We start from the raw sequence: 15572 nt of genomic DNA, 5'->3' as shown, positions 1-15572 counted from the left end.
GATGCTTGCCAGACGGCCACTTTGCAGCAATCTGGCCGCGTCGATCAATGCGACGTCACCCACCCCTGCTTCCCCGGCAAAGGAGGCATCGCGAAGCTCGACTTCAGGCGCGCAACCTCATCGCTCGGAGTGAGCCCGAAGAAGCGCTTGAACTCACGACTGAACTGCGACGCGCTTTCATATCCCACCTCGATGCTCGCCGCGGACGCGGTCTTCCCATTTCGCAACATCAGCAGGCGCGCCTGATGAAGGCGTACCGACTTGAGGTACTGCATCGGAGAACTCTGGGTGACGGCACGAAAGTGAGTGTGAAACGTCGGGATGCTCATGCCCGCCTCGCGAGCCAGGCGGTCGACGGTAAGACGGTCGCCGAACGTGGTGTGGATGCGCCGCACGGCCTTGGCGATCTTTCCGAACTGCCCCTGGCTGGCCAGCGCCGCGCGCATCGATGCTCCCTGTTCCCCGATGAGCACCCGAAAGTAGATTTCGCGCACGATCGCCGGCCCGAGCAACACAGCCTCTACGGGCGAACTCATCGCCTCGAGAAATCGCAGAACGGTCTGCATCAATGCGTCGTCGATCGGCGTCGAGAACATGCCGACTGGTGCCGTCTTCGAACTCTCGATAAGTTCATCAACCTGCAACGCAAGACCCGCGAGGACGGTGAGATCGAGGCTGAAGTAAATCGCGAGCAGAGGCTCGTCGGCACTGGCGTCGGTCTCCATGGTGAACGGCACCGGCACGGACACCGCGAGGTAGTGCTGGGCATCGTAGAGGTAGACCTGATTTGCCCAGAGGCCGCGCTTGCGTCCCTGGCAGACGATGACGATCCCGGGTTCGTAGAGCACAGGGGTCGAGGCCAATGGGCGATCGGAGCGCAGGAAACGCACGTCCGGTAGCGCCGTCAGCGTGTAGCCCTCTCGAGGTGCGAGCCGCTTCAAGAGCGCCACCATGCTGGCCTGGCGCTCCTCGCGGAGTCTGCCAGCGCGGTCGATGGTTGATGCGCGCGATTTACTCATTCATCGTACTGTGCATCAACCCTGGCAAAAAGTAACCGAGAGCGGTTGGACTTCATAGAAATAGGCAAGCCAAACATAGGATTGCGACTGGCTCCGGGCGCCCTCTATTTCTAAGATCGACGCATGCAAAACACCAGGACTTTCTTCATTACGGGCGTCGGTAGCGGCCTCGGCCGCGCCATTGCGAACGCCGCATTGCGGGCGGGCCACCGAGTCGTCGGAACCGTTCGTACCGAGCAGGCAGCAACCGAATTCGGCAGGCAATTTCGCGGGGAGGCTCATGTGAAGCTGCTCGACGTGACGCAGTTCGACTCTGTCGCACCACTCGCCGCTGTCGTCGAAGCTGAGATCGGGCCAGTGGATGTCGTGATCAACAACGCAGGGTATGGTCACGAGGGCATCCTGGAAGAATCGTCTCTCGATGAAATGCGCCGCCAATTCGACGTCAACGTTTTTGGTGCGGTCGCAGTCATCAAGGCGTTTCTGCCGTTCATGCGTCAGCGTCGGCGCGGCCACATCATCAACATCACGTCGATGGGTGGCTACATCACGATGCCCGGCATCAGCTACTACTGTGGCAGCAAGTTCGCCCTCGAAGGGATCTCCGAGACGTTGGCGAAGGAAGTGAAGGGCCTGGGCATCGCAGTCACTGCTGTTGCCCCAGGATCTTTCAGGACAGACTGGGCTGGCCGCTCGATGGTGCGCAGCGCGCGTTCCATCAGCGACTACGACAGCTTGTTCGATCCAATCCGGCAATCGCGCATGGACAAGAGCGGCAAACAACTGGGCGATCCGGACAGGGCTGCAGATGCGATCCTCACTCTGGTGAACATGCCGGAGCCGCCGGAGCATTTGCTGATCGGCAGCGACGCGCTCGGGCTGGTAAGCGCAAAGCTCGACGCGATGCAGACGAGTTTGACGAAGCACGAGGTCCTGACTCGCTCCACCGATATCGCGTGACGTCGCATCCATCTATTCGACCGATATATTCCATCGAAACAAACAGGCTTCCTGGATAGATCGCGCATCCCTAATCTTCAGGTCATGCAGCTCGCCGAGCTGTCCAACCAGGAGATTCAGAGATGCCCAAAGTCCTCGTTCTGTATTACTCGTCGTACGGCCACATCGAAAAGATGGCCGAGGCCATTGCCGCTGGTGCGCGTGAAGCCGGCGCCCAGGTCGACGTGAAACGCGTCCCCGAGACGGTTCCCGAAGCGGTCGCAAAGTCTGCGCACTTCAAGCTCGATCAGGCAGCGCCCGTCGCGCGCGTTGCCGATCTGGAGAACTACGACGCCATCGTCGTAGGCACCGGCACCCGCTTCGGCCGGATGTCTTCCCAGATGGCCGCCTTTCTCGACCAGGCCGGTGGGCTGTGGGCCCGCGGCGCACTCAACGGCAAGGTCGGTGCGGCCTTCTCGTCGTCGGCCACCCAGCACGGCGGCCAGGAGACCACGCTCTTCTCGATCATCACCAACCTGCTGCATTTCGGCATGACCATCGTGGGCCTGCCGTACAGCCACCAGGGCCAGATGAGCGTCGACGAGATCGTCGGCGGCGCGCCCTACGGTGCCACCACCGTCGCAGGCGGCGATGGCTCGCGGCAACCGACGGCGATCGATCTGGCCGGCGCGCGCCATCAGGGCGAGCTGGTGGCCAAGACCGCCGCGAAGCTCTTTGCCTGAGCACCCGCACCCTCCATCTGTAGAAGCGAGAAAGACATGGTCTCCAACGACTTTGCAGGACGGGTGGTACTCGTCACGGGTGCGGGCTCCGGCATCGGCCGGGAGGCCGCCAAGGCCTTCGCGACACGAGGGGGCCTCGTGTATGCCGCCGACCTGAGCGAGCACGGCCTTGCCGAAACCATCGATCTCATCACCGAGATCGGCGGGAAGGCCCGCGCGCTCATCGCCAATGTGGCCGTCGAGCAAGAAGTGGCCAACGCCATTGCACGCATCGAACGCGAGGCCGGCCGGCTCGACGTGGCCTTCAACAACGCCGGCATCACCGGCAAGGCGCAACGCATCGAGGACTACCCGACCGAAGACTTCGACAAGGTGATTGCAGTCAACCTGCGCAGCGTCTTTCTCGGCATGAAGCACGAGCTGCCGCTCATCAAGAAAAGTGGCGGCGGCGCCATCGTGAACACGGCGTCCGTGGCCGCACTGACGGGCCCCGGCGGGATGAGCGCCTATGCGGCTTCCAAGCACGGCGTGCACGGCCTCACGCGCGTCGCCGCGATGGAAAACGCCGCGCACAACGTGCGGGTCAATGCCCTCGCCCCCGGCTGGACGGAAACGCCGATGGTGAAGGTCGCGAGCGACCAGAACCCGGCCTTCGCGAAGCTGGTTTCCACCGCGATTCCTGCCAAGCGAGGCGGTCATCCCGCGGAGGTGGCCGCCGCCGCCGTGTGGCTGGCCTCCGATGCCGCGAGCTACGTGATGGGCCAGATGCTGGTCGTCGACGGTGGAATGACCATCGGCGGCTTCGAACTTTGAACAAACCGAACCGACAAGGAGCAACACCATGAGCAATTTGAATGCAGGCGAGATGGCAAAGGCCGTCGTTCGCCGCAATACCGAAGAAGTGCAAGGGCGCGGAAACTGGGCCCTGTTCGACGAGCTGTTCTCGGACGACTTCCTCGACCACACGCCACAGCCGAACTGCACGCCCGACAAGGCCGGTGCGCTGGGCCTGTATCGCATCCTGCGGGAGGCGTTCCCCGACTTTCACGCCGAGATCCATTGGCAACGCGCCGATGGCGATGTCGTCACTACTTACAAGACCTATCACGGCACGCAGCAGGGAACCTTCCTCGGCATCGCGCCGACCGGCCGCGCGATCCATTTCGAAACCGTGGACGCGATGCGCGTGCAGAACGGAAAGATCACGGAGCACTGGGGTGTTGCCAATCTCTTCTCCGTGCTTCAACAGCTGGATGCATGGCCCCGCGCCGCAGGAGACAAGTCATGAACACCAACATTCTTCAGGACAAGGTGGTCGTCGTGACCGGCGCCGCAAGCGGAATCGGCAAGGCAGTCGCCGTGCAGGCCGCAAGGCACGGAGCGAAAGCGGTGGTCGTTTCGGACGTGACGCCAGAGCCCCGCGAAGGAGGCCGCACCACGATGGAGGAGATCGAGGAGCTGGGCGTGCTGGCGCGCTTTCATCGCGCAGACGTCAGCCAGCGGGCACAGGTCGACGACCTTCTGAAAGCAGCCGACGAGTTCGGCGGCGTCGATGTGATGGTCGCCAATGCGGGCATCACGCTGCGCGCCGACGGGTTCGACGTTGCAGAGGCGGACTACCGCCGGCTCATGGGCATCAACCTCGACGGAACGCTGTTCAGCGCGCAGGCGGCAGCCCGCAGCATGAAGGCACGGGGCAAGGCCGGGAGCATCGTTCTCATGGCCAGCATGGGCGGCATCTCGGGCGCGGGCATGACGGTGGCTTACTCCACCAGCAAGGGCGGCGTGGTCCTGATGGCCAAGTCGCTGGCCGATGCACTGGGGCCGGATGGCATCCGTGTGAATGCAGTCGCCCCGGGAACGATCGACACGCACCTGCTGCGAACGAGCCCCGGCATTGCAGAGGCTGCAGAAGGCTTTCGCCTGCGCACGCCACTGCGGCGCCTTGGCAAACCTTCCGAGATCGGCGACGCCGTCGCGTGGTTGGGCTCGGACCTGTCGAGCTATGTGACGGGCACTGCGCTGCTCGTCGATGGCGGCCTGCTCGCCGTGATTTGACCCGAAAGAAAGACATGACCACCACCATCCGCTTCCATCAATACGGTTCTCCCGAAGTCCTCCAAGTCGAGGACGACAACGTCGGCATGCCGGGGCCCGGACAGGTTCGCCTGCGCCACGAGGCCATCGGCGTCAACTTCATCGACACCGCTTTTCGCCAGGGCGTGATGCCCGTCCCGCTGCCCTCAGTGCCTGGGGTCGAGGGCGCCGGCATCGTCGAGGCCATCGGGCCGGACGTCACAGACGTCAAGGTCGGCGATCGCATGGCTTACTTCCTCGCGCCGGGCAGCTACGCACAAGTGCGCCTGGTCGATGCAGCCGCGCTACTCAAGGTGCCTGACGATCTCTCTTCGGAACAGACCGTCACGGTGCTGACCAAGGGCCTGACTGCCTGGGCCGGGCTGAACGGCTTCCATCAGCTCAAGGCAGGAGAGAAGGTGTTGGTGCAAGGCGCGTCGAGCAGCGTGGGCACCATGATCTCGCGCTGGGCCAAGACAAAAGGCGCCACCGTCATCGGAACGGTGGGCTCGCAGTCGAAGCGAGCAGCGCTCGAAGGCACCATCGATCACGTATTGCTCTCTGGCGACGCCGACCTGGCCGCACAGATTCGAAGCATCGCGCCCGAAGGCGTCGACGTGGTCTACGAGTTCGTCGGCAAGGCCACTTTTGCAGCATCGGCAGCGGCCGTGCGCGATGGAGGAACCATCGTCACCATCGGCGCGGCTTCCGGCGCGCCAGACATCGACCGGGCGGGCCTTGCCGCTCGCGGCGTTCGCATCGTGGGCGGGCCGATGGCGCAGCACGTGCAAGGTGCCGTGGCCCAGGCGACCGGCGAGGTGTTCGACGCGTACCGCAAGGGTGTCTTCGGCACGCTCGACGTGGCCCGCTATCCGCTCGTCGAAGCGGCACGGGCGCACGAGGACATCGCGGCCCGGCGCAAGTCGGGGGCGATCATCCTCGTGCCCTGATCCTGTGAACGCATCGATCCTGGCAACTCGCTGGACACCCAGCGGGGAAGCAGATATTTTCCCGGGAGTTTCATCGATGGGAGCGATAGATGCTGGACGGCGTTTCAATGGATCAACTGCGCACCTTCATTGCGGCCGCCGATGAGGGCAGCTTCTCGGCCGCCGGGCGCAGGCTGCGCCGGGCCCAGTCGGTGGTGAGCCAGACGCTGGCCAACCTCGAAGGGCAGATCGATGTGCAGCTCTTCGACCGTAGCGGGCGCTATCCGAAGCTCACCGAGGAAGGCACCGCTCTGCTTGCGCAGGCCCGCTCCGTGGTCCACGGCATGGACGGCTTCAAGGCCACGGCGCGCACGATCTCCGAAGGGCTCGAACCCGAGTTGTCGGTGGTGGTCGATGTCATGTACCCCATGGACTCGCTGACGGTGGCGGTCGGTCTCTTTCGGGCCGCGTTTCCGCACACGCCGCTGCGCCTCTATGTCGAGGCACTGGGCGCCGTGGCGCAACCCGTGCTCCAGCGCGGCTGCAGGATCGGCATCATGGGGTCCATGCCCCTCGTTCCGGAGGAGCTCGATGCCGAGAAACTGCTCGACGTTCCGATGGTGACCGTGACTGCCTCTTCGCACCCGCTGGCCGCACAGAAACGCGTCATCGCGTCGCGGGAATTGGAGCAGCACGTTCAACTCGTCCTGACGGATCGCACCTCGCTGACCAGCGGCAAGAGCTTCGGCGTGTTCACTTCATCGATATGGCGGCTCGCAGACCTGGGCGCAAAGCATGCGTTTCTTCGCGCGGGTTTTGGCTGGGGGCACATGCCGCTTGCCATGGTGCGCAGCGACATCGAGTCAGGGCTCCTGACCCGGCTGCAGCTGGAGGCCTTTCAACCCACCACGCCGCCGATTGCCATGTTTGCCGTGTACCGCAAAGACCTGCCGCCGGGGCCTGCCGGGCGATGGTTCCTGGAGCACCTGAAGGACACGGCGCCAGCGGGAGATTCACCGAAGTAACGCGAGCGCCCTTTGCTCACTCGGCCCCGCGAGGCCGCTGCCCGAGATGCTCGTGCAGGAACTCGATGAAGCGTTGGGTCTTTGCGGGCAGCAGGCGGGTTTCAGTGAGCGCATAGACGGAAGTCGGGGTGCCGTGCCACTGCGGCAACACCAGTCGCAGGCGACCTGCCGCGACATCTTCGGAAGCGATCTCCTGCGGAAGCAGGATCACGCCCAGGTCGAGGGTCGCCAGGCGCCGGAACATCCCGACGCTGTTCACCTGAAACCGTCCTCCCACCTCGACCTCGACGACCTCTCCTTCGCGCTGCAGCGTCCACTTGTTTGCCTTGGGAAGGCCCAGGCACTCGTGTCGCGCCAGATCGCTCGGGTGCATTGGCTCGCCGGACAGCTCGAGGTAGCGGGGCGAGGCATAAACCTGCACGGGTAGTCGCGCGAGCAACCGGGCGATCAGGTTCGAGTCCGCGAGCTCGCCCATGCGGATGGCCACGTCGAAAGGCTCGGTGACCAGGTCCACCCGCCTCGGCGTGAGATCGAACTCGAAGCTGATGCCGGGGTAGCGACGAGCGAACTCCGCGACCAGGGGTGCCATGTAGATGGTGGCGAAGTCCACCGGCAGCGACGCGCGCAGCACGCCGCTGGGCTGCGCCAGCATCTCGCCCAGTTGCTCGTGAGCGATGCGCGCTTCTTCGACGATGCGCCGGCAGCGCTCGAAGTAGAGCTGCCCCGCCTCCGTCAGCTCGACCTTGCGTGTCGTGCGATGCAAGAGCCGCAGGCCGATGGCTTTCTCCAGTCCGCTGATTCGCCTGGACAGCGTCGAACTCGGCACGCCCGAGGCATCGGCCGCGCGGCGAAAGCTCCTCGCGTGGGCGACCTCCACGAACAAGGCCATGTCGTTCAACAGTTCCATCTTGATTGCGCCATTTATGGATCAATGAAAGCCATTTTGACGTATTTATCTCTTAAGCAGATTAATCAAAGATGCGTCCATCGCACCGCACAACCCAAGGAATTCACCATGAGCCAACTGTTCACCCCCGTTCGCATCGGCCGCTACATTGCGCCGAACCGCCTCGTCATGGTCCCGATGACCCGCTCCCGCGCCGACGGCGACGGCGTCCCGAGCGACCTGACGGTCGCCTACTACGCCCAGCGCGCCAGCGCCGGCCTGATCATTTCCGAAGGCGTGTTCCCGTCCGCAATGGGCAAGGGCTACGTGCACACGCCCGGCATCGAGACCGAGGCACAGGTCGCAGCCTGGAAGAAGGTGACCGAGGCCGTGCACGCTCGCGGCGGCCGCATCTTCATGCAGCTGATGCACACCGGCCGGATCTCGCATCCCTCGCTGCTCGACGGCGCGACGCCCGTGGCGCCTTCGGCCATCAAGCCCGAGGGCCAGGCGTGGACGCCTGCCGGTCAGGTCGACTTCGTCACGCCCCGCGAGCTGAGCCTGCTCGAGATCGCCGACGTCATCGAAGACTATCGCCAGGCCACCCGCCGCGCGCTTGAGGCCGGCTTCGACGGCGTGGAGCTGCACGCAGCCTCCGGCTACCTGCCTGAGCAGTTCCTCTCTTCCGGCAGCAACCAGCGCCAGGACATCTACGGCGGTTCGGTCGAAGGCCGTGCCCGCTTTGTGCTGGACGTGCTGGATGCGATGGCCGCAGAGGCCGGCGCCGACCGCGTCGGCATCAAGATTTCGCCGGAGATGAACTTCAACAGCATCACGGATGCTGCGCCTCAGGAGACCTACGCCCACCTGGTCGAACAACTGCGCGGCTGGGGTCTGGCCTATCTGCATGTCACCCTCTTCGGTGCGCAGTTCGACTACCACGCCCTCCTGCGCCCGCGCTTCGAAGGCGCATACCTGATCGGCGGCGGCCTCACCCAGGACAGCGCCGAAAGCGCACTGCACGAAGGCAAGGCCGACGCAACGGTGTTCGGCAGCGCTTTCCTTGCGAACCCCGACCTGCCGGAGCGCTTCCGCGTGGGCGCCGCGCTCAACGCAGCCGACCGCAGCACCTTCTTCGCACCGCCGACCGCCAAGGGATACATCGACTATCCGGCGCTGGCTGCGGCCGAGGCTGCCTGAAGCAGAAGCCGAACTGGAGCTACACCATGAAGATCGAACGATTTACCGCCGACAACACCGCCTTGCTGCTGATAGACCATCAGGTCGGCACGATGCAACTGATCAAGAACATCGACAGCGAACTCGCGGCCAAGCAGTCGATTGCGCTGGCCAAGATGGCAAAGATCCTCAACATCCCGACCGTGATCACGTCCAGCCAGGAAGACCACGCCCAGGGCCCGATCCTTCCGAAGATCGCCGAGATCCTGCCCGAAGCGCACGCTGCACGCATCAAGCGCCCTGGCGTGGTCAATGCCTGGGCCTATCCCGACTTCCGCAACGCAGTGCTCGCAACCGGGCGCAAGCAGCTGATCATGGCGGGCGTCACCACCGACGTTTGCCTGATCTTCCCGGCCATCGACGCCGCAGTCGAAGGCTTTGCCGTGCAGGCCGTGATGGATGCATCGGGCTCGCCCAGCGATCTGTCCGAAGAGTTTTCCCGCCAGCGCATGCACGACGCGGGCGTGGTGCTCACCGCCACCAACACGCTGATGGCGGAAATCGCGCAAGACTGGTCCACGCCCGCCGGGCAGCAGCTGATCGGCTTGTTGTTCAGTGATGTGTTTCCGGCCCTTGGTGCCGGCATCGTTTGAGCCATCAGCCGAGCAGCAGCGAAGCTTCGTCGCGCCAGTAAGCCACGGCAGCGAGCCAGCCTTCCCACACGCAGCCGTTGCAGCCGCGACCGCAGCAGGTGGTGGGCTCGGGCGGCGGTGCGCGCATCGCAAGCCCTGCGGCATCGAGCAATGCGTGCACGCGCGCGATGAGCGCTCGCGCGCCGGCGAGGTTCGTGGGTTCGGGCAGCCGGTCGATGGCATTCATGGCGGGCAGATCTTCATGCTTCGAGGTTCAGCTCCAGCCGCATCTTCGCCCCGCCCGACTCGCTCGACCCGATCGTGAGTTGCCCGCCGTGCAGGCGCGCAACCTCGGCCACGAGATGCAGCCCGAGCCCCGCGCCGCGCCCGCGCGGCACGAGCCGGTGAAACGGCGCCACCACGCGCTCGCGGTCCGCTGCCGGAATGCCGGGCCCGGAGTCGAGCACCTCGAAGCCCGATGGCTCCCACAGCCGCACCTGGATGTCGCAGCCCTGCCCGCCATGCTCGATGGCGTTCTGGATCAGGTTGCTCAGCGCGCGTTCGAGCGAGGGCGCATCGCCGCGCACCCACAACGGCTGCGGCGCATCGACCGACAGCGTGCAACGATTCATGATCGCCAGCGGCGCGATGTCGCCCGCCACGCGCTCGCACAGCGCCTTCAGGTCGACCTGCTGCTGGTCGTGCACCGCGACGTGGTCCAGCCGCTGGAGGTCGAGCAGTTGCTCGGCCAGCGTGGCGAGCCGCGCCGAGGCCTGCATCAGCTTCACCTTGAGCGGGCCGTCCTGCAGGCCTTCGAGATGGATCTGCAGCGTGGTGATCGGCGTGCGCAGCTCGTGTGCGGCGTCAGCGAGGAAGCGCTCCTGCCGGTCGTAGCCTTCGTTGAGCCGGTCGAATGCGCGGTTCACGGCGTTGACCAGCGGGCGGATTTCGCTGGCCACGTTGGCCAGCGGCAAGCGCGTGGTGCGCTCGTGCACGTCGATGCTCTCGGCATGCTCGGCCGTAGCCACCACGCCCTTGAGGCCGCGCTTCACCACGAAGGGCGTGGCCAGGATCACGCCGAGGCAGGTCACCAGCGCCATCGGCGCCACCAGAAAGAGAAAGGCGATGCCCGTGCCCTTGAGCGTGTTCCTCACCGTCAGCGGGCCGCCGGTCTGCACCATCACGGCCACCAGGCCCGCACGCGTCTGCGCGCGCTCGAAGCGGGCCTTGGGCCGGGTGTTGTCGTCCTCGGGGTTGAGGGCCATGCGCTCCATGTCGCCGAGCGCGTTGAAAAGCGTGGAATAGACAGGCGGCACGTCGCCACTGCGCACTTCCGAGCCGTGGGCATCGCGCGCGATGAACCAGAACGGCGGGTCGGCCTTCTGTAGGCGCTGCACTTCCGCCGTCGGCTCGACCACCAGTTGCCCATCGGGGCCGCGCGCCAGCGCGCGCTGGATCACTGTGACGGTCTCCTGCCCGGTCTCGTCGACCACGCGGCCCAGCACCCAGGCCAGCCCGAGAAAGCCGCCCATCACCAGCGAGCCGACCACCACCTGCAGCAGGATCAGGCTCCAGATCAGCCGCCAGCGCAGCGAGAGCAGGCTCAGCGTCATGTCATGCCGCCATGCGGGCCGCGCAGATCAGGTAGCCGACACCGCGGATCGCATGGATCTCCACCTGCGCACCGGCCTTGTCGAGCTTGGAGCGCAGCCGCGACACATGCGTGTCGAGCGCGTTCGACTGGATCTCGTCCTTGTGGCCGTACACACGGTCTTGCATGGCCTCGCGAAGCACAGTGCGGCCGCGGTGTTCGAGCAGTGCCTCGAGCACCAGCAGCTCGCGTCGCGGCAGCGTGAGGCAAAGATCGCCCACATGGGCCTGCCGCGTGTGATGGTCGAAGCGCAGCTGCCCGAGCGTCATGACGAGGTTCGCGCGCACTGCTGGGCGCCGCGCCAGTGCGCGCACGCGCGCCATCAGTTCGTCCATCGAGAAGGGCTTGGCGAGGTAGTCGTCCGCACCGCCGTCGAGGCTCAGCACGCGCTCGGCCACGTCGGTCATGGCCGTGAGCACCAGCACCGCGGTGGCGATGTGGTTCTGCCGCAGGAAGGCCACGAGCGAGAGGCCGTCGCCATCGGGCAGGCCACGGTCGAGCACGATCACGTCGTGCTGCGCCGACAACGCTGCCTCCTCGGCCTCGCGCAGCGAACTCGCCACGTCGACCACTGCCTGGTTCTGCCGCAGCGCCGAGGCCAGGGCTTGCGCCAGGTCGACTTCGTCTTCGACGAGCAGGATTCTCATGAGGGGTGCGACAAGGGCTGTGTGCAAAAAAGAAGCGGGCCATTCTAGGAGAGGCCTCATTGCAGCTCATTGCAGAAAGCGCAATGTTCACGCAATGCAGCTGCATAAGCTGGAGCACTGCATGACCTCCCGCCCGGCGACTTCCTCCCTCCACCCTTTCGTGCCCTGGTACGTGGCATTGGGCCAGCGGATCGCCACGCTCTGGGTGGTGAAGATGATCGGCACCACGGTCGGCATCTCGGGCTTCTTCGTCGTGTACTTCTGGGTGATGCACAACCCGCCATCGGAGCCGATGGTGATGCCGCTCACGCGGCTCGACCACTGGGTGGGCGTGAGCGACGACGCGATGGTGCTCTACGGCTCGCTGTGGTTCTACATCTCGCTGGCGCCGGCCTTCGCGAAGGACAAGGCAGAGCTCTGGGCCTGTGCGCGCGACGCCGCCATCATGGCCGCCGTCGGCCTCGTGGTGTTCTGGCTCTTTCCTACGACGGTGCCGGTGTTTGCGGTCGACTGGGCGCAGTACCCGGCTCTGCAGTTTCTGAAGGCCACCGACGTGGGTGGCAATGCGTTTCCATCGCTGCACGTCGCGTTCGCGGTGCTCACGGCCGTGCTGCTGGAGCGCCAGCTTCGCAGCGTGCAGGCGCCCGTGTCGCTGCGCGTGCTGAACCTGCTGTGGGCCTTCGGCATCGTCTACTCGACGCTGGCAACGCGACAGCACGTGCTGCTCGATGTGCTCGGCGGCACGCTGCTCGCGGCCGCCGTGAGCTGGGCCGGCACCACGCGCGACTGGCTGGTGTGGACCGAGGCCTGAGCCCGGAGGGCGTCAGGCAGCGCTCGCGGCGACGGACCTGAAAACCTCCAGGGCCGTGTCAATTTCGCGCTCGCCTGTATGACGATGGGTGACGCAGCGCAGCTTGTGCCTGCCCCAAGTCCGGGCCAGCACGCCCAGCTTGCGCAGCGCGGCTTCCCACTGAGCCGCGTCGAGCCCGGTGGCGCTCACGTCGACCTGCACGATGTTGGTCTGCGGCTCGTTGGCGGTAAGCCCACGGAGCTGGCCGATTCCGTGAGCGAGACGGCGCGCGACCGCGTGATCGTCCGCAAGCCGGCCCACCATGGTGGTGATGGCAACCAGCCCCGCGGCCGCGGCGATCCCGACCTGGCGCTGGCTGCCCCCGAGCAGCTTTCTGTGCCACCTGGCACGCTGAATGGTGTCCGCCGGCCCGGCAAGCACGGCCCCCATGGGCGCGCTCAGGCCCTTGGACAGGCACAGCGAAACGGTATCGGCAAAGGCCGTGATCTCCGCAGCTGGCACGCCCAGTGCCACTGCCGCATTCATCAAACGTGCGCCGTCCAGGTGGACGGCAGCGCCCGCATCCCTGGCCACTGCAAACACCGCCTGCATGTGGGTGAGCGGCAGCACCGCCCCGCCGGCGTTGTTGTGGGAAGTTTCCAGACAGACGAGCCCGGTGCGCAGCTTGTTGCGGCCCGGCCCCAAGGCCTGCGCGAGCAAGCCCAGGTCCATGACGCCGTCGACGCCGGCAATGCCCTGATAGAACGACCCGGTTAGCGCGGCCGCGCCGCGCTCGGTCACGTAGATGTGCGATGCCGCTTCGGCAAGCACGACTTCCTGCCGCCCGGCCTGGGCGAGGATGGCAAGGAGGTTGGCCATCGTTGCGCTCGGGACATACAGCGCGGCCTCCTTGCCCAGCAGTCGGGCGGCCTCGGCCTCCAGCTCCAGCGCGGTCGGGTCGCCGTCGAGCCCGTCGTCGCCGAGAGGAGCAGAGGCGATGCGGTCATACATCTGCTCTGTGGGCAGCGTCACCGTGTCGCTGCGAAGGTCCACCGGCGGATACATGCTGTCTTGGGTCATTCGGCAGTTGCGCCGGTCGCCTTCACGACCTCCGCCCATTTTTTTCTCTCGCTGTTCAGGAATGTATTGAACGCTTCCGGCGTTCCGGTCCGCACGTAGATGCCGCGCGCGGCGAGGTTGGCCCGGACATCCGCCGAATCGAGCACCCGGTTGATCTCCGTGTTCATGGTCCGGACGATGTTCTCCGGTGTCTTCGCGGGCACGACGACGCCGTAGAGCGTGTAGTACTCGAAGCCCTTGAAACCGCTCTCGATGAAGGTGGGAACGTCAGGCAGCGATGGATCCCGCGCTCCCGAAGTCACCGCGAGCGCCCGCAGCTTGTGGTCCTTGATGAGCGGCAGCGCCGAAACGAGGGAGGAGATGTAGAAGTCGACCTGTCCGCCCAGCATGTCCGTCATGGCCGGGCCACCGCCCTTGTAAGGCACATGCAAAACGCTGGCTCCCGCCGTCACGCGCAGGTTCTCGGCCACCAGATGCCCGACGGTTCCGTTGCCGGACGATGCGTACGCAAGTTGCTTCTTCTTCGAGCCCGCCAGCAGCGAAGCAAGGCTGTCGTACGGACTGGAGGCATTCACCACCAGCACCGACACGCCCGTGCCGACCAGCGCAACCGGCGCGAGGTCCTTCGAGGGATCGAAGCTGAGCTTCTTGTAGAGGAACTGGTTGACCGTCAGGTTGCTGGTTTCGCCCAGCACGGCGGTGTAGCCGTCGGGCGGCGACTTCGCGCCGAACTCCAGGCCGATGTTGTTGCCGGCACCGGGCTTGGTGTCGACGACGACCTGCCACTTGGCCTGCTCGCCCAGCTTGGCCGCTAGCAGGCGGCAGACGGCATCCGTGCCCCCACCTGGGGGACTCGGCGAGACCAGGTGAATGGGACGCTCGGGCACCCACGCCGCGGCGGCCGCATGCGCTGCGGCAAGCGCGAGCCCCAAGGTGCATGCCAGGCTCCTGGCGCGCGCGAGACGATGGCGTCGGATGTCGTTCATGAGCGGGTGGTTCCGATCGGGCAGGTTGAATGAATTCAGCGAATCCTAGGCCCGCCATAAAATGAGTAAAGCGAGATATACAAATATCAACTGTGAGGATTTCTCATGAATCTCACGATGCTGGTCACCCTGCGCACCATCCTCGAACAGGGCAGCTTCACCGCCGCGGCCGGCGTCGTGGGCTGCAGCCCGAGCGCGGTGAGCCTGCAGGTCAAGCAGCTGGAGCAGTATTTCGGCAAGCCGCTGTTCGACCGCTCCACCCGCGTGGTGGCGCCAACGGTCTTTGCCCATGAGGTAGTGAGCGCGGTGGGCGACTTCTCCCACCGGCTGCAGATGCTTCGCTCCCGCCCGGTGGTGGAAGTGGCGGGCCGCATCAGGGTCGGCGTGATCACCAGCATGCAGAGCGACGTGCTTCCGCAGGCGCTGCATGAGCTTCGCCGGAAGCATCCGTCGCTGGATGTGGTGGTTCCCCCGCTGAACGACAGCGACGAAATGATCTCGGAGCTCAAGGCGGCGCGGCTCGACGTCGCGTTGCTCGTCAGGCCGGAAGCCGGCGGCTCGCGCCGGCTGGTCTGGCGGGAGCTGCACCGCCAGCCCTACGTGTTGCTGGCGCCGCCGAATGCCTCCGGTAAAACCGTCAGGCAACTGCTGGAAGCCTACGACTGGATCGGCTACGACCTGTCTCTTTCGGGAGGACGCGTCGCCGCGCGATACGTGCGCAGCCTGAAACCCGATGCGCGCTGCGTGATGGAGCTGCGCTCGATGGACGCCATCGTTGCAATGGTCGCCCAGGGCCTGGGAGTTTCCGTCGTCCCGCAGCCCAGGCGTCCGCTGGTCGATGCCTATGCGGTGCGCGAAGTGGGCCTGGGAAGTCGTGCTCCGTTTCGCAAGCTCTCGCTGGTCTGGCGAAACTCGGACGAAGGCAGCCGCAATGTCGAGGCGGTTGCAGAGGCCTTCGCAACCGCCTTCGGCCTTCAGCGAAAGCCGTGA

Annotated in this window: 18 protein-coding genes; 11 read left to right on the top strand and 7 right to left on the bottom strand. The window is 65.5% G+C overall.

All coding sequences use genetic code 11. From position 1 onward, the window contains the following. Nucleotides 1-44: 44 nt before the first annotated feature. Entirely contained in the window at nt 45-953 is a 909-nt protein-coding gene (locus AC07O3_RS16690; RefSeq protein ID WP_093058189.1) for an AraC family transcriptional regulator, read from the bottom strand. A gap of 189 nt (nt 954-1142) precedes the next feature. On the opposite strand from AC07O3_RS16690, the gene AC07O3_RS16685 reads away from it, so the two are divergent. The 7 genes from AC07O3_RS16685 (at nt 1143) to AC07O3_RS16655 (ending at nt 6731) form a co-directional block, all read left to right on the top strand. Continuing rightward, nucleotides 1143-1979 (top strand): oxidoreductase, encoded by an 837-nt coding sequence (locus AC07O3_RS16685; RefSeq protein ID WP_093080559.1) that lies wholly within the window; start codon nt 1143-1145, stop codon nt 1977-1979. A gap of 122 nt (nt 1980-2101) precedes the next feature. Continuing rightward, nucleotides 2102-2701 carry an NAD(P)H:quinone oxidoreductase gene (gene wrbA / locus AC07O3_RS16680; RefSeq protein ID WP_426389822.1) on the top strand — a complete coding sequence of 200 codons (600 nt, stop codon included), beginning with the start codon at nt 2102-2104 and terminating at the stop codon, nt 2699-2701. Nucleotides 2702-2737: 36 nt separating this feature from the next. Next, the gene (locus AC07O3_RS16675) at nt 2738-3514 is read left to right on the top strand and encodes an SDR family NAD(P)-dependent oxidoreductase (RefSeq protein ID WP_495339847.1); all 777 of its coding nucleotides are present in this window, start codon (nt 2738-2740) and stop codon (nt 3512-3514) included. Nucleotides 3515-3542: 28 nt separating this feature from the next. Beyond that, a complete protein-coding gene (locus AC07O3_RS16670) occupies nt 3543-3989 on the top strand; it encodes an ester cyclase (protein WP_097198444.1) in 447 nt (148 codons plus the stop codon). Next, nucleotides 3986-4759: an SDR family NAD(P)-dependent oxidoreductase gene (locus tag AC07O3_RS16665; RefSeq protein WP_495339846.1), complete on the top strand. Its 774-nt coding sequence runs from the start codon at nt 3986-3988 to the stop codon at nt 4757-4759. Before AC07O3_RS16670 ends, AC07O3_RS16665 begins: the two co-directional genes overlap by 4 nt. 14 nt (nt 4760-4773) lie before the next feature. Then, complete coding sequence (locus AC07O3_RS16660) at nt 4774-5727, top strand: quinone oxidoreductase family protein (RefSeq protein WP_495339845.1); 954 nt, start codon at nt 4774-4776, stop codon at nt 5725-5727. 89 nt (nt 5728-5816) lie between these two features. Then, on the top strand, nt 5817-6731 hold the full coding sequence (locus AC07O3_RS16655; protein ID WP_495339844.1) for a LysR family transcriptional regulator: 915 nt from the start codon (nt 5817-5819) through the stop codon (nt 6729-6731). Between the two features lie 16 nt (nt 6732-6747). On the opposite strand, the gene AC07O3_RS16650 is transcribed toward AC07O3_RS16655, so the two are convergent. Continuing rightward, nucleotides 6748-7638: a LysR family transcriptional regulator gene (locus AC07O3_RS16650; RefSeq protein ID WP_495339843.1), complete on the bottom strand. Its 891-nt coding sequence runs from the start codon at nt 7636-7638 to the stop codon at nt 6748-6750. 108 nt (nt 7639-7746) lie between these two features. Between AC07O3_RS16650 and AC07O3_RS16645 the strand changes: the two genes are divergently transcribed. Then, the gene (locus tag AC07O3_RS16645) at nt 7747-8817 is read left to right on the top strand and encodes an alkene reductase (RefSeq protein ID WP_495339842.1); all 1071 of its coding nucleotides are present in this window, start codon (nt 7747-7749) and stop codon (nt 8815-8817) included. Nucleotides 8818-8843: 26 nt separating this feature from the next. Further along, the gene (locus AC07O3_RS16640; RefSeq protein ID WP_093058119.1) at nt 8844-9449 is read left to right on the top strand and encodes an isochorismatase family protein; all 606 of its coding nucleotides are present in this window, start codon (nt 8844-8846) and stop codon (nt 9447-9449) included. 4 nt (nt 9450-9453) lie between these two features. Here the strand turns inward: AC07O3_RS16640 and AC07O3_RS16635 are convergent, their stop codons facing one another. The 3 genes from AC07O3_RS16635 to AC07O3_RS16625 are packed head-to-tail and all read right to left on the bottom strand — an operon-like array spanning nt 9454 to nt 11726. After that, nucleotides 9454-9675 (bottom strand): oxidoreductase-like domain-containing protein, encoded by a 222-nt coding sequence (locus AC07O3_RS16635; RefSeq protein WP_495339841.1) that lies wholly within the window; start codon nt 9673-9675, stop codon nt 9454-9456. 13 nt (nt 9676-9688) lie between these two features. Next, entirely contained in the window at nt 9689-11041 is a 1353-nt protein-coding gene (locus AC07O3_RS16630; RefSeq protein ID WP_495339840.1) for a sensor histidine kinase, read from the bottom strand. A gap of 1 nt (nt 11042) precedes the next feature. After that, a complete protein-coding gene (locus tag AC07O3_RS16625; RefSeq protein WP_093058116.1) occupies nt 11043-11726 on the bottom strand; it encodes a response regulator in 684 nt (227 codons plus the stop codon). Nucleotides 11727-11847: 121 nt separating this feature from the next. Here AC07O3_RS16625 and AC07O3_RS16620 point away from each other — a divergent pair, with 121 nt between their 5' ends. Then, on the top strand, nt 11848-12537 hold the full coding sequence (locus AC07O3_RS16620; RefSeq protein ID WP_495339839.1) for a phosphatase PAP2 family protein: 690 nt from the start codon (nt 11848-11850) through the stop codon (nt 12535-12537). Nucleotides 12538-12549: 12 nt separating this feature from the next. Here the strand turns inward: AC07O3_RS16620 and AC07O3_RS16615 are convergent, their stop codons facing one another. Next, nucleotides 12550-13596, bottom strand: a complete 1047-nt coding sequence (locus AC07O3_RS16615) for a threonine aldolase family protein (protein ID WP_495339838.1) — start codon at nt 13594-13596, stop codon at nt 12550-12552. Continuing rightward, nucleotides 13593-14582 (bottom strand): Bug family tripartite tricarboxylate transporter substrate binding protein, encoded by a 990-nt coding sequence (locus AC07O3_RS16610; RefSeq protein ID WP_495339837.1) that lies wholly within the window; start codon nt 14580-14582, stop codon nt 13593-13595. The genes AC07O3_RS16615 and AC07O3_RS16610 overlap by 4 nt, the downstream gene beginning before the upstream one ends. A 105-nt stretch (nt 14583-14687) precedes the next feature. On the opposite strand from AC07O3_RS16610, the gene AC07O3_RS16605 reads away from it, so the two are divergent. Beyond that, nucleotides 14688-15572, top strand: coding sequence for a LysR family transcriptional regulator (locus AC07O3_RS16605; RefSeq protein WP_495339836.1), 885 nt, complete (start codon nt 14688-14690; stop codon nt 15570-15572).

It is taken from the genome of Variovorax sp. GW821-FHT09D05 (assembly GCF_059416325.1).
Note: the sequence above shows the minus strand (reverse complement) of the source record. Positions and strands in the feature narration are given on the sequence as shown.